Genomic DNA, 26,265 nt, shown 5'->3' with positions numbered 1-26,265 from the left:
ATTTAAACAAAATTTACAATCTTAAATTTTTAAAAATGAACAAATTATTCAATACTAAAAATATTTTCAAATTATTAGCTATCTTATTCATCTCTATTACTGTTGTTTCTTGCCAAAGGGACGGTTCTGCAGAGGAAGACGATATTCCGCAGGAGGAACTTACAAATGTGGTCCTTTTGGTGACTGAAGATACGCCAGGCGCAATAACCAACAGCTATAATTACAGTATCGGGGCAGGAGGAACACAGACGATTCCATTAGTCGACGGGAAATCTTATAATGTAGAAGTAAGATTTAAAAACGGAAATGAAGATGTTACCCAGGAAATTATTGATGCTAAAGATGAGCACTTTTTAATTTTTGACTTTCCTAAATCCAATATCAGCATTACTAGAGAAGATACTTCAGCCTCTACAGGAGCTCTTGGAAAGGTAGGACTGCACACAAAATGGAATGTTGTAAAAGTGGTGAATTCTTCTGCGCCATTCTTAAAATTAGGCTTAATTCATGCGCCGCAAAGTGCAAGTCCGGCGCAAAACGGAACTGCTTGGGGAAATGTTGTAGGAGGAGAAACAGATGCTGAAGCTACATTTAATTTAAGCAATTAATATATCCTTAATCTTGTTAGCTAAACCATCGGAAATTTCTGATGGTTTTTTATTTTAACAACAAAAGTGACAACACATCAACACATTGGTTGTTTTAAATTCATTATTAGCAGCAAACAAGAAAATATTAGTTTAGAAATCTTTGATTTTATTCTTTTGTGGGCTTTTGTATCCAAATAGCTTATTTTAAGTAGTTTAAATAGATTTTTATTTAAAATAACCCCTTTAAAGGATATTACATCTATAATCTGTTTTATTTTTTAGATGAAATCAAAGATTCAACACAATCAAATGCCTTTATATCTTTATTAAATGGTTTTATTTCAAAAACGTGTTTACCCATGTGATGATAAAAAACGCAAAAAAAGACAAAGGATTGGTTTTAATTTCTTTATACTATTAAACAAAGCCTTTCACTTAATTCCGAAATATAAAGATTCAAAATACATAACGGATATCATTTTAACATTATTTAGCTTTTAAGTTTATTTTTAATGGCAGATTTTCATAAAATTTTCATATTTTTGCATCCTAAAATTTTAATCAATAATGAAGGTTACTGCAAAAAACCATGATGATGTAAGTGCAATACTTACAGTGACATTGGAAAAATCTGACTATAAAGAAAAAGTTGAGAAACAATTGATTAATTATGCTAAAAATGCGCAAGTTCCTGGATTCAGAAAAGGGAAAGTGCCTTTAAGTATGGTTAGAAAACAATATGAAGCAGGTATTGCTTTTGAAGAAATCAACAGACAGGTTTCTGATGCTTTGAATAATTATGTGAACGAAAACAAATTAAGATTAGTTGGTCAGCCTGTACCTCAACCTGTAAATGAATTTGATTACAATGCTGATCAATTATCAGTTGCTTTCGAAGTAGGATATGAGCCTGCATTCACTATAGATTTAGCTAAATACGAAGCTCCTCACTACAAAGTAGAGGCTTCTGAAAAAGAAATCAACAAGAGCATTGAAAACATGCAGAAGCGTTTTGCCGAGCAGGTTCCTCAAGATAAAATTACTAAAGATTCTTATATCGTCTTGGAAATTTCTCAGGTTGTGGAAGAAGATGCTGAAGGAGAGCACCACCACCATCCAAAGAATGTTACAGTTACAGGTGAAAACAAAGAAGCTTTCAAACTTGTTAAAGGTTTGAAAATGGATGGTTCTATAAAAGTAACTAAAGAAACTCTTGTTGGTGACGAAGAATTGGCTAAAGAATTAGGTTTTTCTAAAGAAGAAGTTGAGCATTTACACCACAACGAAGTTGAGGTAAAAGTAAAGGATTTCTATTCTTTGAATCTTGCTGAACTAAATCAAGAACTTTTTGATAAAGTTTATGGCGAAGGAAACATTAAATCTGAAGAAGAATTAAAAGAAAAAGTAAAATCCGAGCTAGACGAATACTTCCAGCAAAATGCTGATGTTCACTTTGTGAATAAAGTATTGGAGCAGGTTTCTGAAAAAGAAGAAGTAAAGCTTCCTGAAAATTTTCTTATAAAATGGTTAGTTTTCTCTAATCAGAATATCCAGTCTGAAGATCAGGCTAAAGAAATTCTTGAATCAGAGAAAAATCAATTGAAATATCAAATCATCGAAGGTAAATTGATGACTGATAACGAAATTCAACTAGACTATGCTGATGTTTTAGGACAAGCTGAGCAATTGGTAAGAAATCAGCTAGCTATCTACGGAATCCACCACTTAGGTGATGAAGAAATTCAGAAATATGCTGTTGAAATGTTGAAAGATCAGGAACAAGTAAGACAAATTTCTTCTGAAGTTGCTATGACGAAGTTGAAAGATGTAATTCTTGAGAAAGCAACCAAGAAGGAAACTAAAATGTCTCATGATGAGTTTTTAGAAGAACTTAAAAAATAAGTTAAATTTTTTAATATTAAAACCACCAAAACGGTGGTTTTTTATTTTTACAACCATAATATTTATCATTCAATATTCATATATTTACGCTTTAAACTTTAATATATGAAAAAGATAATCGTTCCGTTTTTTTGTGCTGTACTTTTTTCTACATCAGTCGCTGCACAACAGACCGCTCCCACCCCAGCAAAAATCGAAGCAGTAAAATCGAAGCTTACTTCTAAAGAAGTTATTGACAATTATTTGAAAGCTCTTGGAGGAAAAGATAAATTAGAAAGTATTAAAACTACTCTTATCGAAAATACAATTACCGTTCAAGGGATGGAAATTAGTATGACAACAAAGAAAATGGGTAACAAATTCAAATCTGAACAATCTGTAATGGGACAGAAAATGGTTCAATTTTTTGATGGTGAGAAGGGATACTTTGAGCAGGGCGGTCAAAAAATGGATATTCCGGCAGATAAGCTTACAGAGCTAAAGAAAAGTAAAGTAATTGATGCTTTAGCCTACGATCCTGCAAACTATTCTGCTGTAACTGTTGAAAAGCTGGACGGAAAGGATTACAATGTTTTGAATTCAGACAAAGGAAAATTTTATTTTGATACAACTACAGGATTACTATATAAATCTTCCGGAGCGGAGGGAAGTGCAGTTGTAAAAAGCTATATGACTGTTGATGGAATCAGATTTCCGCAAGAAATCGAAGCTGAAGGAAACGGACAGAAAGTTATAATTAAAACTATAAAAGTAACAATGAATTCGGGGATTACTGATGTAGATTTTAAATAATTAAAAGCTGTATAAAAAAGAAAGAAAAACCACTTCGTAATTTTACAAGGTGGTTTTTCTTTTTTATATGATAAATAAATATCAAGTTTTAAATAAATAATTTACTCTCTTCCAGTTTTCAGCCATCCAATTCAAAAGCTACGAGCCATATTCCTTCTTCCATTCCTCAGCCACATCGCTCAGAATATCATAAAACTCTTCACCATATTTTCTGATCAGTGGAGTTTTTAAGAATTTATAAACTGGGACCTGAAGTTCCTTTCCCAAAGCGCAGGCATCGCTGCAGACATTCCATTCGTGGTAATTCAGTGCTTTAAAAGTTGAATATTCCGTTACACGAATCGGGTAGAGGTGGCAGGATATTGGCTTTTGCCAGTCAACAGCACCATCTTCATAGGCTTTTTCAATGCCACATTTTGTGATTCCTTTTTCATCGAAAGTTACATAGGCACATTCACGGTCTTGCACCATTGGGGTCACATACATTCCGTCCATCGGATCCGTTGTCCATGTTCCCTGCTCCTCCAGAGCTTTAATGCCTTCTGGGGTAAGATAGGGTTTGATTTTATCAAAAATAGTATCTAAAATCATCAGCTCATCTTTATCCAACGGAGCACCTACATCTCCTTCTACACAACATGCCCCTTTACATTTCGTAAGGTTGCAAACAAACTCTTCAGAAAAAATATCTTCAGAGATCAATTTATCATCAATCTGAATCATAATCTTTTAAAATAAATCAAAATAAGTAGAGGCTTTAAAGCCAATTAAACTAAAAATAATTAACCATACGCTTACTTCCTGCATCCAGTATTTCGGCAAAAACCTCAGCATCCTGCTAATAATGATGGTCGAAGGAAAGGCAAGAAGTAATAAATATTCATAGCTTTTATTCATGTAAAGAATAATGCTGACAAGCTGCGCTACAGAGAAAACCAATATAAATGTGTATTTATAGCGGCTTATAGGACTCTTTTTATTGTAATTCCTGAAATGATCATAAATGGCATAGATTAGCATTAAAGCAATCGGTAGTAAAGGAAGTAATCCTGTGTAATTTTTTACCAGTTTCATCTTTCCGAAGGGTAAATAATCCATATTCCAAGCGGTAAAATTCAAAAAAAACATAACTGAAAAATACCCGAATCCTATTAATATAATTCCCAGTAAAAATCTGAAAATATTTAGGCCTACTCTTTCCGAGGTGGCAATTACATGAATAACTACGAAAAGTGCCATTGGCCATGTAGTGGGAAGAAATATAAAATTTAAAGCGATGATGGAGCCTACCAGTACATAAGATTTTTTCCTGATATCTTCATTGGTGCTTGTAAGAAGAAGTAAAAGGAAAGAATTGGTAAGCAGGGAAACGGCTATCCCGATATCCAGGTTTCCGGGATAAAGCCCAAAAACAAAAAAAGTATACAGAAATAAAGGAAGATGGGTATGATAATTCAGAGCAATGCTGTGAAAACAAAAATATCCCAAAGCAATCCCCAGAAAGGTAATTCCGGCAATAATCGCTTCATATGTATTGAAAATCAGTATGTTAAATAATATTACTATTAAAAGAAGAAAACCAATATAAACAGGAATTGAAAAAATATTGCTTTCTTTTGAAAGTAATTTAAACATTTTTTATAAATTTGTACAAAGTTAATTTAAAAAAGGAAAATAATGACGTCTTTCTTTCTATTCTTAAGCAAAGTTTTCAAATGGTCTTTCGGTTTCTTTGATGCTTTCGGTAATGTTTTGAACTGGATTCTGTTTATCGTTTGCTGTGCATTGTTTACTTACTGGTGTTACGTTTTGGTTGTTACGTTAGGTGGGGACAAAGATAAAGACTACTATTCTCCAACCGAAGGTAAGCATCCTTACTATGATCCGAATATCTATAAAAAAGAAGGTTAATTAATTGGTTATATAGTAAAAAGCCGATCAAATTTATTTGGTCGGCTTTTTTATTATTAACGATTAAATTTTAATTTTTTCAATCATGAATGGGAAGTACCAGTACCGGAACACTCGAATCCTTCGTGATACCTTTGGTAAGGCTTCCTACAAAGACATCATAGATTCCGCTTCTTCCGTGAGAGCCCATTACGATGAAATCTGCATTTTTAGCTTTGGCATATTCAAGAATAATATCTTTTGCGATGCCTTGTTTCAAAAGGTGTTCGCATTCTACATCATGAGCCAAAATTCTTTGTTCAAGTGTGTTAAGCTGGATGAGCTCTTCCCTGATCTCATTTTCTTCGACTTCCGGAAAATATTGAAATCCCATATCGCCAATGGCAAAGCCAATATCTGAAGGCGCCACATGGATCAGGAAAATTTTACCATTGACTTGTTTTGCGAATTTTACTGCGCCATCTACAAGATGTTCTGTTTTGTCCCCAAAATCTACGGGTAATACAATATTAATCATAACCTCTGGTTTTGTTTACTAAAGATAGGAAAATTATGCCAAAAGTTGTGTTAAATTACTTATAATATTCGGATGTCTATAATTTTTTCACTTTCAAGATAAGCTTCAAGAATATCATTCTCTTCTACCTTCCCGACACCTTTCGGAGTTCCTGTAAAAATCAAGTCGCCTACCCTCAATGTAAAATATTGAGATACAAAAGCAATAATATCATCGATAGTAAATATCATATCTTTTGTATTTCCATCCTGCACTTTTTCTTTATTTTTCAGCAATGAAAAATTCAAAGATTTCATGGTATAGTTTTCTTTTTTAAAGAAATTTCCTACCACAGCAGAACCATCAAAACCTTTTGCCAATTCCCACGGAAGACCTTTGGATTTCAGCTCGCTTTGAAGATCTCTCGCCGTAAAATCTATTCCTAAGCTAATTTCTTCATAGTGTTTGTGCGCAGTTTCTTTCTGGATGTATTTTCCACCTTTCGAAACTTTCACCACAACTTCTAATTCATAATGAATGTTGTTCGAAAACTCAGGAATATAAAAATCATTTCCTTTCAGAACCGCAGTATCCGGCTTCATAAAGATCACCGGTTTCTCAGGAACTTCATTTCCCAATTCTTTTGCGTGCTCGCTGTAATTTCTTCCTATGCAGATTATTTTCATAATATTTATTACTAATTACTTATTTGTACATTTTTTAGAAGCTATTTCCTGCTTTCCACTGTATCTTTTTGGTTACGGGCTACTGAACTACGTTCGTAAACTTTCAGTTTATACTCCGCCCGCAACCAAAAAGGATGTCGTTTCAATCGGGGCTAGGAAATTCATACTGCTGAAAACCACCCCGGCAAAAATTCTTTCGAATTTTAGCCACCCCTCCAGAGGAGGGGAATTTTACACACATTGTTTATCATCCTGAAAGGATCCAAGCAAGTATTAGAAGTGAGTTTCAAAGGAATAAAGCAATGTAAAAGATTCTTTAAGAATGGCAAACATACCGCTCATTTGCTGAGTATAAACTGAAAGTTTACGAACGTAGTTCAGCCCTTGCGAACGAAAAATATCCACAAAAACTTTGCAATCTTTGCGTTTAAAATACATTCTTCACTCCATTCCTGAACTATGTTCGCAGACCTTCAGTCTATGTTCAGAATGACAAGATTGTGCTTAATCTTTATGTGTAAACTCATTCCCGCAATAATAACAGACAAACTTATGGCTTTTCAAAATAGAAACCCCGAAAAAGCTTGTCGCACTGTCGTCTCTGTAAATATGATTCGAACCACATTTTGGGCATACAAAATCAAACTCCGGATCTTCAATGGTGTGCTCTACTTCCAGGGAAAATTCTTCATTTTCCTTATAATCCTGCAAAACCTGATTTGCTTTTTCAATATCTTCCTCAAAAACCTGAAGCTGAATTCCGCCCACAGCCTGAGAAAGCAGCCAGTCTGACTGTATCAGCTGTTCATTTGCAATAAAGCTGTTGATTCCGTTTTCGGCGAGGATTTGTTTATCCCTGTTGGCCTGAAGTGCGGTTTCGTAAAATTTAAACTTGATTAATTCGCTCATTTTTTTAAAATCTTGAAGACAGTTGAATTTTTGTAAAGACTTTCTTCGTATAAAGAGGGAATTCCGCATTCTGAAGCCATCCGAAATACCCTAAATCTTTCTGGAAAATCACCTTTACACACTGGCCTTTGTATTTTCCGAAGTTGAAAACCTCCTCCAATTTTTCATTATATCCGATAAACCCTGCCAGATCTGCATGCTTATTATGGAATGTAAACTCACTTAGCGGACCTATTTCATTTGGAATATCATCGTATTTTCCGACTTGTGCGTCAAGCACTTCAAAAGTTGCCATCACATCAGCCTCCGCAGAATGGGCATTTTCCAGTGTTTTTCCGCAGTAAAACTGGTATGCTGCGCTTAGATTTCTCGGCTCCTTTTTGTGATAGATCGTTTGAGCATCCACCATTTTGAATTTGCTTAAATCAAAATCAATGCCCACTCTCAATAGCTCTTCAGCCAATAGAGGAACATCAAATCGATTGGAATTAAAACCTCCAAGGTCGCTTCCCGAAAGCATCTCCATAATTTTCGGAGCAATTTCTCTGAATGTTGGCGCATCTTTTACATCTTCATCATATATTCCGTGGATTTCGCTGCATTCTTTAGGAATCGGCATTTCAGGATTTACGCGCCATGTTTTACTTTCTCTCGACGAATCCGGATTTACTTTTAAAATGCAGATTTCCACGATTCTGTCTTTTCCGATATTTGTTCCTGTAGTTTCAAGATCAAAAATGCAAAGCGGTTTATGTAGTTTTAAATTCATTTCTGTAAGTTATGAGTTAAAAGTTATGAATTATGAGTTACAGGAAAGCAATTAATTAACTTATCACTAATAACTCAAAACTTATAACTTATGTAAGTTGTTTCTGAAAAATAATTGATATTAAAATATAATAAATAATCACCATCGGGATTCCGACAGTTTTAAAAATAATCAAAATGATAACAGCACCGATCAGCAAAGCAAGCTTAGGATAATTGTCCTGTAATTTCATGGATTTGAATTTCATGGCAATCATCTTTATTGGACTGATCAGTAACCATGAGAAGATTGCAGTAAGCAAGATTAAAAACAGTTGGTTTTCAAACAAAAATATAAAGTTTCCGGCTTCTTTATAAGCGTAATATAATCCAAAAATTAAGATCGTATTGGAAGGTGTATTTAAGCCTTTAAAATAGTATTTCTGATCTTCATCCAAATTGAAAATAGCAAGCCTTAGGCATGAAAAAAGAGTAATAAATAATCCTAAATATTTAATTTCGAAAGGTAATTCCATTCCCATGAAAATCCTTCCGAAAGGCTCCAAAGCAGCATACATCGTCAATCCCGGAATCACTCCAAAACTAACCATATCCGCCAAAGAATCCAGCTGAACTCCCAAATTAGAATTCGCCTTCAAAGCCCTTGCTACAAAACCGTCGAAAAAATCTAAGACCAACGAAAGAATAATGCAGACAGCAGTCGTCTGATAATCGCCCAAAACCAAATGAATCGCGCCCACACAGCCGGAAAAAAGGTTTCCTAATGTAATGGCGTTGGCAAGATTATTTTTAATAAAATTCATAGCCACAAAATTAATAAATTAATGTAACAATGTATCAATTTAGCCATGCATCAATTATCGCTTCATTTCCGAATTCTTATAATGTTAAATTAATACATTGTTACATTAACTTGGAATTTAATGTAAATTTGCGCCATGAAATTTTTTAAAGAGTTTAGAAAACAGGAAGTTCTGGTGCTTTTGTACAGGATTTTTTTAGCTTATTTTTTCTATCAGATCGCAAGATTTTTATTCTGGTTTTTCAACAAAGGGCTCATAAAGGTCGAGTCTGTATCTGATTATTTCAGTCTTTCTTTTCATGGGATTGCATTTGATACAACCGCGATTTTGTACGTCAATGCCTTATTTATCCTTTTGAGCATCATTCCAATTATCATTAATACAAAAAAAGGATATCAGAAGTTTCTTTTCTGGCTTTATTTTATTACCAACGGTATTGCTTATGCCATGAATTTTGGGGATATGGTCTACTTCAGATTTTCTCAAATGCGGCTTACTTCAGCAGCGCTTCAGGTGGCACAGCACGAAAACAATATTTTTAAAGTTTTTACAACCTCCATTGTTCAGAACCCTTTTGTTCTGATCTCGTTTGTTGTATTAATGTGGTTTTGGGTTTTTCTTTATAAAAAAGTAAAAATTACCGAACGGAAGCCTGTAAAATTGGTTCCGTATTTTATATGGTCTGTTCTTACGCTTTGTGTTGTTGCGGTTTTAGCGGTTGGTGGAATTCGTGGAGATTTTAAGCATAGTACAAGACCTATTAATTTGGTAGATGCCAACCGTTTTGTAAAGCTTCCGGCACAGGGAAATATGGTGTTGAACAGCACATTTTCCTTTTTCAGGACTTTAAATACAAATAATTTTAAGGAAGTTCATTTTGTAGACGTAAAATTCATTAATGACAATGTTTATCCTTATAAAATTTACGACAGAAAAGTAGAGCATAAGCCCAATATTGTCATTTTTATTGTAGAATCCTTTAGCAGGGAATATTCCGGGGCTTTCAACAAAGATAAAAATATTAAAGATTACGTTTCTTATACACCGTTTATTGACAGTCTGGCGAATGAAAGCCTTATTTTTCCCAATACCTTTGCCAACGGAAGGCAGTCTATCCACGGGATGAGCAGTGTTTTAGCCGGAATTCCGAGTCTCACCGATGCTTTTACAAGCTCGCCGTATTCTAACCAGAAAATCCAGTCGATTGTATCTGTCTGTAACGAAATGGGATACGACACTTCCTTCTATCATGGTGCTCCGAATGGTTCGATGGGATTTTTAGGTTTCGGGAATATTTTAGGTTTCAAGCATTATTTTGGAAAGACAGAATACAATAATGATAATGATTTTGATGGAATGTGGGCAATCTGGGACGAACCTTTTTTACAGTATTTTGCTAAAAATGTAGGAAAAAAGCAGCCTTTTATGGCAACAGTATTCACGGCTTCTTCTCATCATCCCTTTAAAATTCCTGAAAAATACAACGGCAAGTTTAAAAAAGGGAAAAACCAGATGCACGAACCAATCCAGTATACGGATTATGCGATTAAAAAATATTTTGAAACGGCTAAAAAGCAGCCCTGGTTCAATAATACCATTTTTGTTTTCACGGGTGACCATACCAATGAAGTGTATTACTCCGAATATGAAAAAATTATGAATCGTTTTGCTGTTCCTTTAATACTATATTCTCCCAACCCTGAATATCACTTAAAGGGAGTGAATCAGGAGCTGGCACAGCAAATTGATATTTATCCAACTCTTGCAGACTTAATAGGCTATAATAAGAAAATCAGAAGCTGGGGCAGAAGTTTGGTAAGCGAAAATCAGTATTCACCAATTATTGCTAATTCAGACGGAACTGTTGAGCAATTCATTATCGGAAATTACACCTATCGTTTTGACGGGAAAGAAGTGGTTGGGGTTTTTGATAAAAATGATCTCGGTTTAGAAAAAAACCTGATGGATCAATTAAAAAATAACCCTGAAGTAGAAAAAGGAAAAATGGTCGCCAAAGCATGGTATCAGGATTATATGAACAGGGTGATTAACAGAAAGATGTATTAGGGCAAAGCGACTGAGAAGGTAAGTAAGCTAATTAGCCTTCTTCGTCTTCTTCTTTTTGGCATCCCTATTGTAAGATATGTTCAGGATAATAAAATTTTTTGTTTGTTTCAAATTAATTTTTATTTTTAACAGTAATTAGACGACAAAATTTTATTATTTGAAATTAAACTAAAGAAATATGAAAAAATTATTATTAACATTTATCCTTTCGCTTTTCAGTGTGATGTCATTTGCACAGATTGAAGGAAAATGGAAGACTATTGATGATGAAACCAAACAGGCAAAATCAATTGTTGAAATCTATAAAAAAGGAGACCAGTATTTCGGTAAAGTTTCCCAGTTATTGATAAAACCAGCGAATCCGAACTGTACAGATTGTAAGGATGACAGAAAAAATAAGCCTATTCTGGGTATGGAAATCATCAGAGGCCTGAAAAAAGACGGCGATGAGTTCACCGGAGGAACTATCACAGACCCAAAGACTGGTAAAACGTACAAGTGCACCATCACAAGAAAAGGAGACCAGCTCAATGTGAGAGGATATATCGGTTTATCTTTGATTGGCAGAACGCAGACGTGGCAGAAAGTTAATTAAATTATATTAAATAAAATTATAAAACGGCATTTCATCAAATGAGATGTCGTTTTTGTTACGTAAATAATAAAAAAGTACTATTTTTGTAGTCTAATTTTTCAAAAGAATATGGCAGAATATACTTTTCGTGAGGTAATTGCACAGGCAATGAGTGAGGAAATGCGTAAAGATGAATCCATCTATTTAATGGGGGAGGAAGTTGCAGAATACAATGGTGCATACAAGGCCTCAAAAGGAATGCTGGATGAGTTTGGTCCTAAAAGAATAATCGATACACCTATCGCCGAGCTTGGCTTTGCAGGGATTTCTGTAGGAGCTGCAATGAACGGGAACAGACCAATCGTAGAATTTATGACATTTAATTTCTCTTTAGTGGGGATTGATCAGATTATTAATAATGCTGCAAAAATCCGTCAGATGAGTGGCGGACAGTGGAATTGTCCTATCGTTTTCCGTGGCCCTACTGCATCTGCTGGCCAGTTGGGAGCTACGCACTCACAGGCTTTTGAAAGCTGGTATGCCAATTGCCCGGGATTGAAAGTGGTAGTTCCCTCAAACCCTTATGATGCAAAAGGATTGTTGAAAACAGCAATTCAAGATAATGACCCTGTAATTTTCATGGAATCTGAGCAAATGTATGGTGACAAGATGGAAATTCCTGAAGAAGAATACTACATCCCAATCGGAAAGGCAGATATTAAAAGAGAAGGTACTGATGTTACTTTAGTTTCCTTCGGAAAAATCATGAAGCTGGCTATTCAGGCGGCTGAAGATTTGGCTAAAGAAGGTATTTCTGTAGAAGTGATCGACCTTAGAACTGTTCGTCCATTAGATTATGAAACTGTTTTGGCATCTGTTAAGAAAACAAACAGATTGGTTGTATTGGAAGAAGCATGGCCTTTCGGTTCTGTAGCTTCTGAAATTACATATATGGTACAGCAGAAAGCATTTGATTATCTGGATGCTCCTATCAAGAGAATTACCACTCCTGATGCTCCTGCGCCGTATTCAGCTGCATTATTCGCAGAGTGGTTCCCTAAACTTGAAAAAGTAAAAGAGGAGATCAAAAAAGCAATGTACGTAAAGTAATAGTAGTGATTATAGAGAAAAACTTCCGAAAGGAAGTTTTTCATTTATTATATTCATGGATAAAAGTTCATGGGGTTATAAATTTGACTTAAATTTGCGCTTTTAAAATTAAAATCAGCTGATATGGCAGAAGTTATAGAAGGCGGTCATCATTTTGACATCAAAAAGCTTTCTTTTATTGGAGTTTTAGTTTCTTTAGGAATTGTTTTCGGAGACATCGGTACTTCACCGCTCTACGTAATGAAAGCAATCGTAAATGCAAGAAATGGAGGAAACACAATGCCTTTTAACGAATACATCGAAGGAGCTCTTTCTTGTATTATCTGGACTCTTACCCTTCAAACAACAGTAAAATATGTGATCATTGCTCTCCGAGCAGACAACAAAGGTGAGGGCGGGATCTTGGCATTATTTTCCCTGGTTAAAAACCTAAAAAAGGGCTGGCTATATCTCATCGCAATTATAGGTGCTGCAGCACTTATTGCAGACGGGGTTATTACTCCTTCGCTTACGGTGATGTCAGCAATTGAAGGTCTTGAAATATATAATCCGCATACACCTGTAGTTCCTATCACCATCGGAATTTTGATCGTAATCTTCGTGGTTCAGCAGTTCGGAACCAGCTTTATCGGCAAGTTTTTCGGTCCGGTAATGGTCATCTGGTTCTTAGTTTTGGGTGGACTTGGCCTTTCTCATTTAAGTGAGAATATAGAAATTTTAAGATCATTTAATCCTTACTATGCATACAAGCTCATTATAAACTCGCCGAGTGCAATTATTATCTTGGGAGCGGTTTTCCTTTGTACAACGGGGGCCGAAGCGCTTTATTCAGACTTGGGGCACTGTGGTGCCAAAAATATCAGAGTAAGCTGGGGGTTTGTAAAAGTAATGCTGATCCTGAATTACCTTGGACAAGGTGCTTGGCTGTTAAGTAATTATAATAAACCTGGCTTTTCGGCGATCAATCCCTTCTTTGGAATTATGGAAGAATGGATGGTGGTTCCGGGAGTAATTTTAGCAACAGCTGCTGCAATCATTGCCAGCCAGGCTTTGATTACAGGATCTTTTACTATTTTCTCTGAAGCAATGTCCCTGAATTTATGGCCCAATCAGAAGATTGATTATCCTTCGGGGGTAAAAGGCCAAATGTATATTCCCAGAATCAATTGGGGGCTTTTATTATTTTGCATTGTTGTGGTTCTTCACTTTAAAGAATCTGGAAAAATGGAAGCCGCTTACGGGCTTTCTATTACTGTAACTATGTTGATGACAACGATTCTTCTTATATATTGGCTATTAAAACATAGAGTAAATAAAGGCTTAATCCTTGTATTTGCATTAGTATATATGTCAATTGAACTCGGATTCTTCAGTGCAAATATTATTAAATTCTTTGAAGGTGGCTGGATTACTGTAATTCTTGCAGGATTCATTGGAGTTTGTATGTATGCATGGTATAACGGTAGATCTATTAAAACAAAATTCATCAAGTTTATCAAATTGGAGAATTATATTCCCATTATTAAAGATATGAAGCTGGATGAAACCATTCCGAAATATGCAACAAACTTAGCTTACTTGAGCCGTGCAAAAAGGAATGATGAGATAGAATCAAAAATTATTTATTCAATCATAAAGAAACAGCCGAAAAGAGCAGATCATTATTTCATCTTAAGTATTACCAACCAGGAAGATCCATACACCTTCAAATATGCCGTGGATGAGGTTCTTCCGGGAACGATCTATAAAATCAACTTCATGTTAGGTTTTAAAATTGACAGAAGGATTAATGATTATTTTGATATGGTTTTAAGGGATTTAATGACAGATGGAACCATTCCTTCAAGAAGCAGCCACCCCTCATTGAGAGCCCATAATATACCGCCGGACTTAAAATATGTAATTATAGATAATACCTATATCAACGATATACTATTGACCGTAAAAGAGAAAATTATCTTAAATATTTACAATTTTGTTAAATATATCGGCAGTGATGACTTCAAAGCGTGGGGGATTACTTCACACAATGTAGTCGTGGAATCTGCACCTATGACGGAAGATTGCATAGGTAAATCAAAAATCCAACAATGCGAATTTATACGTCATAATAGTTAAATTCTTTAACACAAACAGTCCAATATTTATTTAAATAAAAATCAATAAATTTGTAGATAATTTTTTTGATGGATACTGTACAAAAAGAAAAAAATATTGCGTTAATTAAAGATGTTCTCAGAAACTATTTATTGGAAAAGGGTTTCAGGAACACTCCAGAGCGATATACGATATTAGAAGAAATTTATAATATGGATCATCACTTCAATGTGGATGATCTGTACCTTCTGATGATGCAGAAAAAATATCACGTTTCCAAAGCTACTATTTACAATACTATTGAGATTTTCCTTGATGCAGGCCTCATCCGTAAGCATCAGTTCGGGGAAAAAACTTTGACTTCTTCATCTTACGAGAAGTCTTATTTTGATAAGCAGCATGACCATTTGGTGATCTACAAAAAAGATTCTGATAAGGAGATTGAAGAGATCATTGAGTTTTGCGACCCGAGAATTCAAGGGATTAAGGAAGCAATTGAAGAAGCATTTGGCGTAAAAATTGATTCTCATTCGCTGTATTTTTATGGCACTAAGAATGATTAATCAATGAGGCTGATTTTTGTACTATTAATTTTTATTTCCACATTAGCATTTGCTCAGGATACACCAAAATCTTTGCAAAAGGATCCCTATTTCACACCCGCAGCGGCTCCCCAAAAAAATGCCTCACCTGCAGATAAGGTAAAGCATGTTCATTCTGATGAGCTGAGAAAGGATGATAAGTATGACGGAAATAATTACTTTGTGGGGAATGTTCAGTTTGAGCATCAGGGTTCAAGGCTGAATGCAGATCTGGTTATATTTTACCAGGATCAAAACTTTGTAAAGGCAATCGGGAACGTAAAGCTTCAGAATCCGGACGGTTCTGTAATCACAGCAGAAGAAATGGAATATGATGGGAATACACAAAGAGGTATTGCCCGGAAAAATGTAGTTCTTACCGATCCTAAACAGACGATCCGCACAGATATTATGTACTATGACAGGGTTTCAAATCAAGCCTACTTCAATACAGGAGGTACGATTACCGATGGTGAGAGTACCATGTACACAAAATCTGCTACTTATTTTCTGGATACAAAACTGATCGATTTTACAGGAACAGTAAAGATTGACAGCAAAGATTATATCATTGAAGGTGATAATATCAAACAAAACCAGGTAACAAAAGTTGCCGAATTTTACGGCCCTACCACAATTACCAACCGGGCCAACCCCAAAAACAAGGTATATACCGAAAGAGGGACTTATAAAATGAATACCAAAGAAGCTTATCTCAATAAGAACTCTAAGATTTTTTATAATGATAAAATTCTTACCGGTGATGATATGTACTATAACCAGCTAACAGGCTTCGGAACGGCAACAGGAAATGTGATGCTGGATGACCCGAAAGAAAGAAGATGGATCAAAGGAGGCTACGGAGAAATTTTTGAAAAGAAAGATTCTGCGATGATTACCAAAAACCCTTATGCTGTAAAGGCTTTGGAAAAAGATTCCATGTATTTTGCGGCTGAGAAAATTATTTCCTTCCAGAAGCCGGATGCGAAAGATATTACTGTAAAGAAAAGTTTCCTGAGAGCCTATAGAAAAGCAAGAATGTACAAATCAAACGCGCAGGGAAGGGCAGACTCTATTGCTTTCAACGAAACGGACGGTGTATTGCATATGTTTAGAGAGCCGATTCTCTGGAGCAACGGAAAACAGGTCACTGGAGATAAAGTTGAAGCATATTTTAATACGCAAAAAGAAAATATTGATTCATTAAAAGTAATTGGAAATGCTTTTGCCATCAGCAAGGTGGATTCCCTGAACATGAAGGATGAATTCAATCAGGTTAAAGGTAAATTAATGACTGTCTACTATGGTGAAGAAAACAATATCAAAGAAGCCAAAGTAATTGGAAATGCCCAAGCAATTAGTTATTCTGATGATGTCAATGCCCAGACCAAAGAAAAGGAAAGAATAGGGATTTCTCTTACCTCATGCGGGATTATTGACGCTATTTTTGAGGAAAAAGCACTGTATGTAGTAGAATGTAATATCGGTGCGACTTCAGATACATATCCCATGAGTAAAATCGAACCCGCCAGAAGAAAATTTCCGGATTTTAATTGGAACACAAAGGATCGAATTATGAAGTGGCAGGACATTCTTGTTGATACGCCAAATTATCCTGAAATAAAATACGAATCTGATAATACCCTGTACAATAAAGCTCAGGAAGTAATTGAGAAAGAAAAAGCTAAGGAAGATGCCAAAAAACCTAAAAGAGTAAGGAGGTAATTCCATTTTTTTTGTTTTAAGTTTTTTAAAAATATACCTATTCACTATTTTCTTGATTGGAAATAGTGAATTATTTTTATGAAAACTATTTGAAATTAGGACTTCCAGTCAGTATTTAAAATTCAAAATTTTTTCAAGCTTCTTATTCCAAACATAGTGAAAGCGAAATCCTCGTCGTAATTGCAATTACTGTTGGTTAATTTACATCTTACTGTCAATTGATTTAATATTTCTGTAAATAATTTTAATTTTTTTTAATGAATTGTAATTTTTATTGATTTTTTATATATGTTTAATTTATAAATAAGTGATATTACTATATTTTGTGATTCAGTGGTTCGCTCTCGATTTATATTGAGGGCGATTTTTTTATTCTATCAGTAATATTTCGGTGTTTCGTTATTGTTTTTTAGTTTTGCTAAAATTTTCACGGAATGGAAATGCAAAAAGATTTTTTTACATATCAGGCTCAGACTACAAAGTTTGCCGCAGGTTTTGAAGTTGAGAAAGCGGAAGGAAGTTATATTTACGGAAAAGATGGGAAAAGATACCTGGATTTTGTTGCCGGAGTTTCAGCCAACACTTTAGGGCATTCTCACCCGAAGATCGTAGCTGCCATTAAAGAGCAGGCGGAAAAATATCTTCATGTAATGGTTTATGGCGAATATGCTCAGGAAAAGCCCGTCGCCTTATGTAAATTACTGGCCGAAGCAACTCCTGATCCATTAGAGGTTACTTATCTTGTAAACAGCGGTGCAGAAGCTATTGACGGGAGCTTAAAACTAGCTAAAAGATATACAGGACGGGAAGAAATCATATCCTTTAAAAATTCTTATCACGGAAATACGCATGGCGCCTTAAGTGTTTCAGGAAATGAAATTCACAAAAGAGAGTTTAGGCCTTTGCTGCCGATGATTACTTTTATTGAATTTAATAATGAAAAGGATTTCGATAAAATTACCGAAAAAACAGCATGCGTGCTAATGGAAACCATTCAGGGGGCGGCCGGTTTTCTGGTTCCGAATGATGATTATTTAATCAAGCTTAAAAAAAGATGCGAAGAGGTTGGGGCTTTGCTAATCCTTGACGAAATTCAACCCGGATTTGGAAGAACCGGAAAATTATTCTCATTTGAGCATTTCGGAATTGTTCCCAATATTCTCGTAATGGGAAAAGGGATGGGGGGCGGTGTCCCGGTGGGTGCTTTCATGAGCTCAAGAAAAATTATGGAATCATTGTCTCATTCTCCTAAACTTGGCCATATCACTACGTTTGGCGGAAATCCTTTAATTGCAGCTTCCAGTTATGCTACTTTAAAAGAAGTTTTAGAAAGCGGTTTAATGAATGAAGTTGCTGAAAAAGAAAAGCTGTACAGAGAATTTTTAGTACATCCAAAGATTAGAAACATCAATGGGAAAGGTTTAATGTTAGCCGTGAATCTGGGTTCGCCGGAATACACCCTGAATGTTGCTGAAAGATGTATGAACAAAGGGCTGATTGTTTTCTGGCAGCTGTACAGAAATGAATATATGAGAATTTCACCGCCGCTTACCATTTCTTTTGATGAAATAAGGCAAGGCTGTGCCATTATACTCGAAGCTTTAGACGAAAAATAAATATTAATCTTTTCAATAAATTGGAGCGATTTTTATATGATCAGAATCATAAAATTAGCTTAAATAAATATTTAAAATTCCGTGATAAATATCATGAAGATTATGTAAAAAAGTAAATACATTTTTGTGTAATAAAAAAATTAATTTATATATTGCGGGACGATAAAAACAAAGATTATATGGCGAAACATAAAGTCCATTACGAATTTCCAATGCATTGTTTATCAGAGATTTTATACGAATATCTGGCGACAGCGGAGGGATTATCTGAATGGTTTGCGGATGATGTGACAGAGAAAGGGGATGACTTTTTTTTCAGTTGGGGCGGAGGGCCTGCTGAGAAGGCTACTTTGATTAGATATAAACCTGAAGGTTTCGTGCGTTTTAGATGGGAAGAGGATGAAGGAACCAAGAATTTCTTTGAGATGACTATCGTGATTGATGATATTACAGAAGATCTGTCGCTTAATATCACAGACTTCTGCGAAGAAGGTGACGAAGAAGAAAACGCTATGTATTGGGAAAACCTTATCGAAAATCTAAGAATAAAATTAGGTGCCGCTTAAACGTAAGCTGTGCTGAATGATAAAACTGATGAACGATTTATCGTTCATTATTTTTTTATAATTAAATCAGATTAAATTGGAAAATCAATATTTTACATCAGACGAAATAAAAGTAAAAAACAGGGCATTCCTTTTTGGGGATGCGGTGAAGGTATCTTTCTTTATTAGAAACGGGCGGCTGATTATGGATGAAGAATGTTATTTTTTTTTAATGGCTTCCATGAGAAAGATGAGGCTTAATATTCCTCTTACTTACACTCTTGAGTTTTTTCAGGCGCTTTTCCAGAACGAGATTATTGATGGGAAAGGAATTAAAAATGGGATTATCAATTTTCAGGTTTTCAGAAATTCTGAAGAGACTTCGCTGTCAAGATCTTCTGTTTCTTACCTCTATGAAGTTACAGAAATGAATGATATTTTAATGGTTCATCATAGACCGTTGGAATTGGATTTAATTAAGGAAATTAATGTAAATAATAACCTTTTAAGCAATATCAGGGTTCACAGTCCGGAAAATATTTATGGTGGAATTTATGCCCAGGAAAATGACCTCGATGATGTCATTCTTTTGAATCCAAATAAAAGAATTGCCCGCACAACCTCTGGAAACCTCTTGTTTTTAGAAGGAGATGTAATCAGGGTGCCAAAGCAAACGGAAGGAGCTTACATTTCTCCTCTAATGGAAAATTTCGTAACATTTTTACATAAAAATAACCTTGCAGATATACAGGAACACGAGATTATTGCCTTTGAATCTCAAAAAGCCGAAGAAATTCTATTAATTTCTGACGAAAAGGGCATGTTTTCTGTAGGAAAAATAAGAAATAAGACTTTCGCTATTACACGCTTTTTAGAATTGGCAGGAAGTTGGAAAGGAAGCTTTTAAATTGACAAACCCGGTAAACAACAAAGTTCCAAAAGTCCTTTACCGGGTTTTATTCTGAGGTGTAATCAGAAATTGTTTTCTATTTAATACTCTTTAAAAACTTCAATGAATTTTTGTGCAGTTTCTTTTTGACCATTCTCGCTGGTCATATATTCTCTGTCTTTAGTATTATTAATATAACCAAGCTCTACGAGCACTGTCGGAGCTTTGGATTCCCTTTAAGTTTCTGGATTTCTTTTCCGATGTTCAAAACAATATTTTTCTCATAAATACCGTTTCGGTTGGCTACTATGTCATTTCCTCCATGTCCGGTGTCTATGACAATTAGATTTTTATTTACTAGACTAAAAGACAAAAATGCTGCAAAGAAGATAGATATAGCAAGTGGTTTTGTTCCTTTCATATCAGTGATTTTTGGTTTAACAAATAACGTAAATTCTTTGCTTAAAATTACTTAACGAATTCTTAAAATTTGTTAAATTTTTTCACCTAAGAATGGAAAATATAGTATCAATTTAATGAGATATCTTCAGGCGAATTTGCCCATAAAAGATACTCGCCACCTAGATTCTGCATGATTGATTTCCAGAGTGATTGATCATTAGGTAGGGTATAATCAAGGTTATAAACATCCACAACCGTCCAGACTTTTCTTTGAACTTCATCGTCCAGCTGCATAGAGGTCCACCCGGAATATCCTGAGAATATTTTAATATCATTAATGCTGATTTCCTTATTCAGGACAGAGCTGATAATACTTTCAATATCTTCCGTAAGATAAAATTCAGGAGTGATTTCAGTATAGAATTCGGTTACTTTTTTACCTTTTACAATAAAGAATACTTTGTCATTTTCTACTGGCCCGCCATCGTAAACTTCAATTTTAAAATCAAAGAAATTTTTAAATTTACTACTCATCTGGCTGTTCCTTTTGTTTAATATTAAACCAAAAGCCCCATGCTCATTGTGATCAATAACCAATACTACCGATCTCGAAAAAATATCACCGGAGATGTCTGGGGTGGAAATTAATATTTTACCTTTGTATGAGTAATTCATACTCAAATTTAATAAAAAATATTTATGGAAAACCTGCACGACAAAAGAAAAGTGTACGAGAAATCCCAACTTATTGAAAGTGAGATAAAACAAAATCCCCTTGAGCAGTTCCGCGACTGGTTTCTGGAAGCCAGCGAAAATTCCAATATTTCTGAAGCCAATGCAATGGCGATTTCTACAGTAGAAAAAGACGGCTGCCCGCGTACAAGAATGGTTCTGCTAAAATCCTATACATATGAAGGTTTTATTTTTTACACTAATTATGACAGTAAAAAAGGCCGGGCGATTGAGAAAACTCATAAAGCATGTCTTCATTTCTTCTGGCCGAGCCTGGAACGTCAAATTATTATTAAAGCAGATTTAGAACGTATTGCAGAAAATCTTAGCGACGGATATTTTCATTCAAGACCGAAAGGGAGTCAGCTGGGAGCGGCGGTTTCACCACAAAGCCAGAAAATTCCGAACCGTGAGTTTTTGGAAGAAAAATTAAAGATTCTTGAAAAAGAATACGAACATTCTGAAGTTCCAAGACCGGAAAACTGGGGTGGATACATCGCGAAGCCTTATGAAATAGAATTTTGGCAGGGCAGACCCAACAGGCTTCATGACAGGATTGTGTATACTTTGGAAGATTTGGATTGGAAAATTTCGCGTTTAGCTCCGTAGATATTATAATTAAAGATGCTTCGACTCTGCTCAGCATGACACTTCTAATACTAACTGTTTTCTAGCGTTAATTTGTAGCGATGTCATGCTGAGCGGAGTCAAAGCATCTAGATAATATACTAAAAAAGGCCGTTTCACCTGAAACAGCCCTAATTTTTTAATCTGAATGATTATTTTTTCTTAGCACCTGAAACTGCGTTTGAAAGATCAGCTCCAGCTTTGAATTTAGCAACTTTTTTAGCAGCAATTTTGATTGGTTTTTTAGTTGCAGGGTTAATACCTTGTCTTGCAGCTCTCTCAGCCACTGAGAAAGTTCCAAATCCTACTAAAGAAACTTTTCCGTCTTTTTTCTTTAAAGTAGAAGTTACGTTACCAATGAAAGATTCTAAAGCAGCTTTAGCTGCAACTTTAGTAATTCCTGCATCTTTTGCGATTGCGTCGATTAATTCAGACTTGTTCATAATTTTTAATATTAAAGTTAGTTCGTAATTATAGCAAATATAATAATATTTTCTAAATGTGCAATTTTTTTATGAAAATATGTATAATTTTTTTGATTTTCGATGAAATTGGTTAAAATATGATAATTCCACTTTTTACGAAAAATCTACGTTACACGTTACTAAAATCATGCCAAATGCTTATGTGTATTGACTTTAGCAAAATTGATAAATTATTTCTTACATTTATTAAATTCTAAATTTTATACGAAGTATTAATAGATTTGAAGATATGATTGTAAATTTGGTAAGTAAAATAAGGAAAAATTACGTTTAATAAAATTAAACAACAGGATGTCCGCAAGTTTTAAAATTCATTTTAAAGACATTTTATAAATTTTTATTAATAAATTTGCAAACATGTTAATAGAAGTTTTTAAGTCTAAAATTCACAGGGTAAGAGTTACGTCTTCTGACCTTAATTATATAGGAAGCATTACGATAGATGAAGACCTTATTGAATCTGCCGGACTGGTGGTAGGGGAAAGAGTCTATATCGTAAATGTGAATAACGGAGAGCGTTTTGATACCTATGTTATCAAAGGGAAAAGAAAATCCGGAGAGGTTTGTCTTAATGGTCCTGCTGCAAGAAAAGTTCAAAAAGACGACATTATTATCATCATAGCTTATGCACAGATGACTCCTGAAGAAGCAAAAACTTTCCAGCCGAAGATCATTTTCCCGGATGAAAAAACAAACCTTTTGACATAATCCCGATGGAAAATAAATCAAAAAATCCTTTAAAATCGATACTTACAATAGTAATCTCGCTTGCTTTTGCAGGCTTTTTTTTATGGTTTGCGCTGAAAGGTTTAGACTTTAAAGTGATTCAAAAATCATTATCAAAAGCAAATTATTGGTGGGTTTTATTTGCGGGATGTTTCGGGATTTCTGCTTATTGGTTCAGGGCAATTCGTTGGAATCTGATGCTGGAGCCGATGGGATATATTATCTCAAGCTCTAATTCATTATGGTCAATTTCTTTTGGTTATTTAATGAACCTTACCATTCCCAGAAGCGGTGAAGTAGCAAGGGCAACAGCTTTGTATGGCGTGGAAAAAGTGCCTGTAGATAAGTCTTTTGGAACAATTATCCTGGAAAGAGTAGTTGATTTGGTGTGTATGATTGTCTTTTTCGGCCTCACTTTATTATTTAAAGGAGACGCTATTTATTCTTTCTATAAAAATTCAGGAATCAATTTTAACCCGGATAAGATTTTAATTATTCTGGGAATTTTACTAGCCGGGACAATTTTATTTTTCATGTTAAAAAAAAAATTATCAAAAGTTCCTGTCCTGGATAAGATCATTAATTTTATCGAGGGGATCTTTCAGGGCTTAACATCTATATTTAAATTAAAGCAAAAAGGAAAATTTATTCTTTACACAATAGGGATTTGGGTTTCGTACTATTTTGCGGCTTATCTGGTTTGTTTTGCACTTCCGGAAACTTCAAATTTTACTTTTGCAGACGGCTTTTTAATTATCGTTGTCGGAACTCTGGGGATGATGGTTCCAGCGAGTGGAGGAATCGGGGCATTCAACCTTGCCATGAAATATGGTTTTATGGCTTTATTTATTTCCATGGGCAAAAGTGAAGAGCAGGGTGGTGAAATCGGATTAACCTATTCATTTATTTCCTTGCCGATGCAGATTATTATTATGCTGGTGATGGGACTAATTTCGATACCAATGCTGGCAAAAGCAAGAAATAAGGTTACAGATAAGGAAGCATACCAATAATTATTTGAATTAAATCAAAAAAGTACTTCAAAATTTAGTTTAATTTTAATTAATAGATGCTTTAAGAATAATAGAGCTTGATAATAGGATCTTTATAAAATCTTGTACAATCGTAGAGCTCCGAGAATTGATTGTAGAGATTTTGTTTGGATAAAACAGTTGCTTTTTTTGAATTAAATTGAGTTTCGGCAAAAGAATACAGATTTTTGTGATCAGATCTTAGAAATTCCGAAAGGATATATTCTTCACCTTTTTCTTTATTGATAAAACCTGTGAAAAATAATCCGTATATCAAAAAATCATTAAATTTTTCAGGATCAAAAATATGCCCAATATTTTCCTGAGAATATTTTTCGTAATCAGAAAGAATTTCCTGAAAAAACTGAACGTTGTCAGAAGAAGTAATTTCATAAAAAAGATCAATGCCGTGTATAAAAAGCTGCGTTTTTATTTCTTCATGATCTCCTTTGAATTTTGCATTGAACCAATTAAATATACTCAGTAATTCTTCTTTTGAAAGATCATTGACGTTTTCTTGTACTTTCTTTTTGATGAGTTCAAGGCTTTGTTTTTTACCGTCATCAAGGTAGTTGATAATGCTTTCTTCTTCACGGCAGAGCTTATTGTACAAGTTGATCTTTGCAGTAACAGGATTGGTTTTTATGAAATAAATTTCTTCTGCCATAATATTATGTAAAACCTTGTTTTACGGTATTTCCTGAACTAAGGTAGCAAAAAACTTAATGCCTTTCACTATTTATTAAAAAAAAATAACTCCTATCAATACCGAAGTTATTTTTAATTAATATAAGATTTTTATTTTCCTGATTTTTCAAGATAGGTTAATATTTTATAGGCAAGCTCTACTCTTGCATTAATGGGATAATTCTTATTGGCAAGAATAACAATTCCTGTTTTCTTTGAAGGAACATACATAATATAGGAAGCAAAGCCATTGGTAGAGCCGGTTTTATTGATCAGTACATTTTGCTGGGGCTGTAATGCAGGCTTGAGTTCCTGGATCGGGTTGGCTTTAAGGATCATGTCGCTGGAATTTCCTTTCAATAGCTGATCAAGAGAAACAGGATAATTATATTGCTCCCAGATAAGATCCTGAGTCATTTCTATAGTTTTAAAGTAACCTGTATGTGTGTTTTCTATAGCTTTTAAAACTTTAGCTTCCGTTTTCCCGATCCCCATATTTGCATCTACAAATTTGATCATATCTTGTGTGCAGGACTTGATTCCATAGGCTTCATCAGCAAGCATGGCTGGGTTGAGACGTACCTGTTCGTCAGCTTTAGTATATCCCTGCGCATATTCTGTCATTTTGGCCTTTGGAACATTGTAATACGTATTATTCATGCTTAGTTTTGAGAAAATATTCTGATTCATAGCTTCTGTAAAAGGCTGGTTGAACGTTTTTCCTGCAATCACACCCAGAAGCCCAATACTTGGGTTGGAGTATACTCTTTCTGTGCCAGGTTTGTAAAGGGGTTTCCATGTTTTGTAATAATTAATCAGCTGATCGTAATTAGTCACTTCATCAGGTAGCTGTAACGGAAGCCCTCCTGCAGCATGAGTACCTAGATCATAGAGTTTTACAGAATCAAAAACAGTTTTTTTCAGTTCCGGGATATATTTGCTCACCGGATCAGAGAAATTCAGGGTGCCATTTAATTGGGATAAGCTAGCCAATGAAGTAGTAAAGGTCTTACTTACAGAACCAAGCTCGAATAATGTTTGATCAGTTACCGGTTTATTGTTGTCCTTGGAAATAATGCCATAATTAAAAAAAGTATGTTTCCCGTTTACAGTGACAGCAATACTCAATCCGGGAATCTTGTTTTCGTTCATGAGGGGTTTTGCAAGGCTGTCTACAAGGGTTGTAAGATCTTTAGAGGATTCTTTTTTGCTTTCTTTGCAATTTGATAGGCTTAGTGATAATGATAGAAGCATTATTGCTACAGGTAAGAATTTTAATTTTTGCATTACTTTGTTTTTTGTGTGATTTTCAGGATGCAAAAATTATTCCCTCCTGTAGCGAAGAAAATTTCTAAAATTATTAATATTCTAAAATATATTTTTATTTAAATATTTTTTAATCAAATAATTTATTACTATGAAGTTGTTTAAACTTATTTAGACAAAAAAGTTCCAAGAAAATTAGCAATTTTGGATTGCAATTTAAAAAACTAATAATCTGGAACTCATCAGTA

The 26,265-nt window shown here is 34.6% G+C and carries 29 protein-coding genes; 16 read left to right on the top strand and 13 right to left on the bottom strand.

The window, feature by feature from the left end; genetic code table 11:
- Positions 1–35 precede the first annotated feature (35 nt).
- The 3 genes from BW926_RS10165 (at position 36) to BW926_RS10155 (ending at position 3,284) form a co-directional block, all read left to right on the top strand.
- Positions 36–608, top strand: a complete 573-nt coding sequence (locus tag BW926_RS10165) for a hypothetical protein (RefSeq protein WP_076446787.1) — start codon at positions 36–38, stop codon at positions 606–608.
- Between the two features lie 549 nt (positions 609–1,157).
- Positions 1,158–2,492, top strand: a complete 1,335-nt coding sequence (locus BW926_RS10160; RefSeq protein WP_076446786.1) for a trigger factor — start codon at positions 1,158–1,160, stop codon at positions 2,490–2,492.
- Positions 2,493–2,597: 105 nt separating this feature from the next.
- Positions 2,598–3,284 (top strand): hypothetical protein, encoded by a 687-nt coding sequence (locus tag BW926_RS10155; RefSeq protein WP_076446784.1) that lies wholly within the window; start codon positions 2,598–2,600, stop codon positions 3,282–3,284.
- A 138-nt stretch (positions 3,285–3,422) separates the two neighbouring features.
- Here the strand turns inward: BW926_RS10155 and BW926_RS10150 are convergent, their stop codons facing one another.
- Positions 3,423–4,007 carry a DUF3109 family protein gene (locus BW926_RS10150; RefSeq protein WP_076446783.1) on the bottom strand — a complete coding sequence of 195 codons (585 nt, stop codon included), beginning with the start codon at positions 4,005–4,007 and terminating at the stop codon, positions 3,423–3,425.
- 6 nt (positions 4,008–4,013) lie between these two features.
- Complete coding sequence (locus BW926_RS10145) at positions 4,014–4,919, bottom strand: DUF6427 family protein (protein ID WP_076446781.1); 906 nt, start codon at positions 4,917–4,919, stop codon at positions 4,014–4,016.
- Between the two features lie 42 nt (positions 4,920–4,961).
- On the opposite strand from BW926_RS10145, the gene BW926_RS10140 reads away from it, so the two are divergent.
- The gene (locus BW926_RS10140) at positions 4,962–5,195 is read left to right on the top strand and encodes a DUF6341 family protein (RefSeq protein ID WP_076446780.1); all 234 of its coding nucleotides are present in this window, start codon (positions 4,962–4,964) and stop codon (positions 5,193–5,195) included.
- Between the two features lie 79 nt (positions 5,196–5,274).
- Here the strand turns inward: BW926_RS10140 and BW926_RS10135 are convergent, their stop codons facing one another.
- The 5 genes from BW926_RS10135 to BW926_RS10110 all read right to left on the bottom strand — a co-directional run bounded on the left by BW926_RS10135 (position 5,275) and on the right by BW926_RS10110 (position 8,857).
- Positions 5,275–5,712, bottom strand: a complete 438-nt coding sequence (locus tag BW926_RS10135) for a universal stress protein (RefSeq protein ID WP_076446778.1) — start codon at positions 5,710–5,712, stop codon at positions 5,275–5,277.
- Positions 5,713–5,771: 59 nt separating this feature from the next.
- The gene (locus BW926_RS10130; protein ID WP_076446777.1) at positions 5,772–6,377 is read right to left on the bottom strand and encodes a fumarylacetoacetate hydrolase family protein; all 606 of its coding nucleotides are present in this window, start codon (positions 6,375–6,377) and stop codon (positions 5,772–5,774) included.
- A gap of 504 nt (positions 6,378–6,881) precedes the next feature.
- Complete coding sequence (locus BW926_RS10120) at positions 6,882–7,286, bottom strand: putative signal transducing protein (protein WP_076446772.1); 405 nt, start codon at positions 7,284–7,286, stop codon at positions 6,882–6,884.
- 4 nt (positions 7,287–7,290) lie between these two features.
- A complete protein-coding gene (locus BW926_RS10115; RefSeq protein ID WP_076446771.1) occupies positions 7,291–8,055 on the bottom strand; it encodes a 3'-5' exonuclease in 765 nt (254 codons plus the stop codon).
- A gap of 88 nt (positions 8,056–8,143) precedes the next feature.
- Positions 8,144–8,857 carry a CDP-alcohol phosphatidyltransferase family protein gene (locus BW926_RS10110; protein ID WP_076446769.1) on the bottom strand — a complete coding sequence of 238 codons (714 nt, stop codon included), beginning with the start codon at positions 8,855–8,857 and terminating at the stop codon, positions 8,144–8,146.
- A 135-nt stretch (positions 8,858–8,992) separates the two neighbouring features.
- Here BW926_RS10110 and BW926_RS10105 point away from each other — a divergent pair, with 135 nt between their 5' ends.
- The 9 genes from BW926_RS10105 to BW926_RS10065 all read left to right on the top strand — a co-directional run bounded on the left by BW926_RS10105 (position 8,993) and on the right by BW926_RS10065 (position 20,079).
- Positions 8,993–10,924: an LTA synthase family protein gene (locus BW926_RS10105; protein WP_076446767.1), complete on the top strand. Its 1,932-nt coding sequence runs from the start codon at positions 8,993–8,995 to the stop codon at positions 10,922–10,924.
- Positions 10,925–11,102: 178 nt separating this feature from the next.
- The gene (locus BW926_RS10100) at positions 11,103–11,519 is read left to right on the top strand and encodes a DUF2147 domain-containing protein (protein ID WP_076446766.1); all 417 of its coding nucleotides are present in this window, start codon (positions 11,103–11,105) and stop codon (positions 11,517–11,519) included.
- A gap of 108 nt (positions 11,520–11,627) precedes the next feature.
- Complete coding sequence (locus tag BW926_RS10095) at positions 11,628–12,608, top strand: pyruvate dehydrogenase complex E1 component subunit beta (protein WP_076446764.1); 981 nt, start codon at positions 11,628–11,630, stop codon at positions 12,606–12,608.
- Positions 12,609–12,731: 123 nt separating this feature from the next.
- Entirely contained in the window at positions 12,732–14,726 is a 1,995-nt protein-coding gene (locus BW926_RS10090; RefSeq protein WP_076446763.1) for a KUP/HAK/KT family potassium transporter, read from the top strand.
- Positions 14,727–14,794: 68 nt separating this feature from the next.
- Positions 14,795–15,268, top strand: a complete 474-nt coding sequence (locus BW926_RS10085; protein ID WP_027374694.1) for a Fur family transcriptional regulator — start codon at positions 14,795–14,797, stop codon at positions 15,266–15,268.
- A gap of 3 nt (positions 15,269–15,271) precedes the next feature.
- The gene (locus tag BW926_RS10080; protein ID WP_076446761.1) at positions 15,272–17,011 is read left to right on the top strand and encodes an OstA-like protein; all 1,740 of its coding nucleotides are present in this window, start codon (positions 15,272–15,274) and stop codon (positions 17,009–17,011) included.
- Positions 17,012–17,451: 440 nt separating this feature from the next.
- Positions 17,452–18,627, top strand: a complete 1,176-nt coding sequence (locus BW926_RS10075; protein ID WP_076446840.1) for an aspartate aminotransferase family protein — start codon at positions 17,452–17,454, stop codon at positions 18,625–18,627.
- A 179-nt stretch (positions 18,628–18,806) separates the two neighbouring features.
- Positions 18,807–19,193, top strand: a complete 387-nt coding sequence (locus BW926_RS10070) for an START-like domain-containing protein (RefSeq protein WP_076446839.1) — start codon at positions 18,807–18,809, stop codon at positions 19,191–19,193.
- Between the two features lie 76 nt (positions 19,194–19,269).
- The gene (locus BW926_RS10065; RefSeq protein WP_076446759.1) at positions 19,270–20,079 is read left to right on the top strand and encodes an aminotransferase class IV; all 810 of its coding nucleotides are present in this window, start codon (positions 19,270–19,272) and stop codon (positions 20,077–20,079) included.
- Positions 20,080–20,162: 83 nt separating this feature from the next.
- Here the strand turns inward: BW926_RS10065 and BW926_RS14245 are convergent, their stop codons facing one another.
- From BW926_RS14245 to BW926_RS10050, 3 genes are all read right to left on the bottom strand, one after another.
- Positions 20,163–20,276, bottom strand: coding sequence for an N-acetylmuramoyl-L-alanine amidase (locus BW926_RS14245; protein ID WP_143756533.1), 114 nt, complete (start codon positions 20,274–20,276; stop codon positions 20,163–20,165).
- Entirely contained in the window at positions 20,267–20,482 is a 216-nt protein-coding gene (locus BW926_RS10055) for an N-acetylmuramoyl-L-alanine amidase (protein ID WP_076446757.1), read from the bottom strand. Before BW926_RS10055 ends, BW926_RS14245 begins: the two co-directional genes overlap by 10 nt.
- Positions 20,483–20,589: 107 nt before the next feature.
- Positions 20,590–21,138, bottom strand: a complete 549-nt coding sequence (locus BW926_RS10050) for a YqgE/AlgH family protein (RefSeq protein WP_076446755.1) — start codon at positions 21,136–21,138, stop codon at positions 20,590–20,592.
- Positions 21,139–21,162: 24 nt separating this feature from the next.
- Here BW926_RS10050 and pdxH point away from each other — a divergent pair, with 24 nt between their 5' ends.
- On the top strand, positions 21,163–21,804 hold the full coding sequence (gene pdxH / locus BW926_RS10045) for a pyridoxamine 5'-phosphate oxidase (RefSeq protein ID WP_076446753.1): 642 nt from the start codon (positions 21,163–21,165) through the stop codon (positions 21,802–21,804).
- A gap of 170 nt (positions 21,805–21,974) precedes the next feature.
- Here the strand turns inward: pdxH and BW926_RS10040 are convergent, their stop codons facing one another.
- Complete coding sequence (locus tag BW926_RS10040) at positions 21,975–22,265, bottom strand: HU family DNA-binding protein (protein WP_027379880.1); 291 nt, start codon at positions 22,263–22,265, stop codon at positions 21,975–21,977.
- 399 nt (positions 22,266–22,664) lie between these two features.
- Between BW926_RS10040 and panD the strand changes: the two genes are divergently transcribed.
- Together panD and BW926_RS10030 are read left to right on the top strand one after the other, a co-directional pair.
- Complete coding sequence (panD, locus tag BW926_RS10035; protein ID WP_076446750.1) at positions 22,665–23,015, top strand: aspartate 1-decarboxylase; 351 nt, start codon at positions 22,665–22,667, stop codon at positions 23,013–23,015.
- Positions 23,016–23,020: 5 nt separating this feature from the next.
- Positions 23,021–24,046 carry a lysylphosphatidylglycerol synthase transmembrane domain-containing protein gene (locus BW926_RS10030; RefSeq protein ID WP_076446748.1) on the top strand — a complete coding sequence of 342 codons (1,026 nt, stop codon included), beginning with the start codon at positions 23,021–23,023 and terminating at the stop codon, positions 24,044–24,046.
- A 61-nt stretch (positions 24,047–24,107) separates the two neighbouring features.
- Here BW926_RS10030 and BW926_RS10025 read toward each other — a convergent pair whose 3' ends face one another.
- Both BW926_RS10025 and ampC read right to left on the bottom strand, forming a co-directional pair.
- Complete coding sequence (locus tag BW926_RS10025) at positions 24,108–24,731, bottom strand: hypothetical protein (RefSeq protein WP_076446746.1); 624 nt, start codon at positions 24,729–24,731, stop codon at positions 24,108–24,110.
- 131 nt (positions 24,732–24,862) lie between these two features.
- Entirely contained in the window at positions 24,863–26,038 is a 1,176-nt protein-coding gene (gene ampC / locus BW926_RS10020; protein WP_076446744.1) for a class C beta-lactamase, read from the bottom strand.
- Positions 26,039–26,265 lie beyond the last annotated feature (227 nt).

Source organism: Chryseobacterium sp. RU37D, from assembly GCF_900156075.1.
Lineage (GTDB): Bacteria > Bacteroidota > Bacteroidia > Flavobacteriales > Weeksellaceae > Chryseobacterium.
This window is presented reverse-complemented; position numbering and strand designations above follow the sequence as displayed.